The organism is Mesorhizobium sp. M5C.F.Ca.IN.020.29.1.1 (genome assembly GCF_003997375.1).
GTDB lineage: Bacteria > Pseudomonadota > Alphaproteobacteria > Rhizobiales > Rhizobiaceae > Mesorhizobium > Mesorhizobium wenxiniae.
This window is the reverse complement of the sequence record NZ_RZSW01000868.1, coordinates 1-1,783: the sequence shown is the minus strand read 5'-3', so window position 1 is coordinate 1,783 and position 1,783 is coordinate 1. Positions and strand designations below refer to the sequence as shown.

The window sequence follows — 1,783 nt, the reverse complement described above, 5'->3', positions numbered from 1 at the left end:
ACGAGAGGTTAGCCAGCGTAAAAGCCAAATGTACTTAGAATAGTGTTTTCTGCTAGGAGATTCATTATCGTTTATATGTGAAACACTCCGGTCAGACCGCTGCAGCCTCCGAATAGAGCAGCAAGCGACATGCCAACCTGAAGCGTAGATGCGGCTGACACTAAAATTGGGCCGACGCGCCTTCGTCTCGCTGGAATCACTTTTTTTGAGGGTCACTGCGAAAAGCAATGTGCGACACGGTTCGCCATGTTCGATATGTGACAGTCTCGTTAAACAGCGACGGCTTCCCGTCTGACCGCAACGGAGGCCGGTTCATGCGCTACCGAGAAGGATTACTGCGCGCATGCGGTCCGCAAGGGCTGCGCCACGGACAGAGGGCGTCCACGTCCGATGCGTCGCATGGTGGCCGCAGCACCTTTTCGCCGCTGTAAGTTCGCCGTGCAGGTACATTGCGCGGCCGGAAGCGAGGAGGGAGCGCACCCTGAAACGGTTGCCTACGGCTCGCCTCGAGTAATTGGCGATGAACAGCATTCTCGAGAACTTAGTCTCGACGGAAAGAGCAACGAAAGGAAGCCGCTTGGACGAGCACGATCCGAAGGAAGAACTGATCGAGACCATTTTCCGCAACGGCACAATCACTGCCGTGGGTATCCTGCTTGCCTTTTCGCTCGGCTTCCTCACTCATTGGGCGGCGAACCCCTTGCCATGGCAACTCTACGATCTGTTCGCCGTAGTGCCGATCCTGCTCGGCATCGCACTGCAGATGAGAGCGCTGTCCATGCTGCTCGACATGAGTTCCTTGCGCCGCCCCATCTACGAACGCGCCAATCGCATTTTCATGGTCGGCCTCATCCAGACCGCGTGTGGCGTCGGGATGGCCATCTTGCTCGATCTTTTCGGGATATCGGTAGGGGGCACGGTGCCCGGCGCTTGACGACAGGCCACACCGCCGCTCATCGCTCGAAGCGACGTCAAGTCCGGGAGCCTTGTGCACCCCCTAGCGGCCTTCCTTCTATCAAATGAGCGGACGTCAGCTTTAGAGCGTCTCGGTGGCTAAAGCCGGTATGGTTTTTCGGCCGGCAGGGAAGACCGCTGGCTGGATCTGGATGGATCAGGCGTTTGCGTCTGAACGAGGCTTGACAGGTGCGTTGCGACGTTTGGCGTCGGACATGAATTTCGCATTGCAAAGTTCTTCCGCAGACGCCTCAAGTACACTGCACTGGCGTCACGTACTCAAACGTGAATGCGGCACCGCACCATCACCTCAGGCGGAACCATGGCACGCGCACTCCCCGGCGTGGTTGATACCGTCCTGTCCAACCGAGACTGCGACATCGCCGCCTCCGCCTTGAAAACGCGGAGAAAGCGGGACGCACTGACTTAGGTCAGAGACAGGACGAGCGCGCAACGAAACAACATGGATCAGCGACGTGGGACGACAGCTCCTTGCACGCCTCAATCCTGACAAAGTACCGGGACCCCCGGCCGCCTTGGTATACCATCTATCCGACTGTGCCAGACTTCTCTGCGGCGGTTGGTGCTGACGATTATGAGGAATGGCTGAGGGGCCTCCCGGCCGACGAATCGGTGTCGCTCTATTTCCACATTCCGTTTTGCCGATCCATGTGCTGGTATTGCGGCTTCCCTACCGCGGTCACCCGTCGCAACGGCCCGATCCTTAATTATTTGGCGGTGCTGCGTCAGGAGATCAGTTTGGTGTCGGAGCAAGTGCGGCAAGGGCTGCCGGTGAGCGATGTGCATTTCGGCGGCGGAACGCCTCACC

1 protein-coding gene and 1 pseudogene are annotated in these 1,783 nt (G+C 58.3%); both read left to right on the top strand.

The window, feature by feature from the left end:
- Positions 1–577: 577 nt before the first annotated feature.
- Entirely contained in the window at positions 578–934 is a 357-nt protein-coding gene (locus tag EOA85_RS34450) for a hypothetical protein (protein WP_127212655.1), read from the top strand.
- Between the two features lie 512 nt (positions 935–1,446).
- Positions 1,447–1,783 (top strand): annotated as a pseudogene (locus EOA85_RS34445) (coproporphyrinogen III oxidase); the annotation flags it as partial.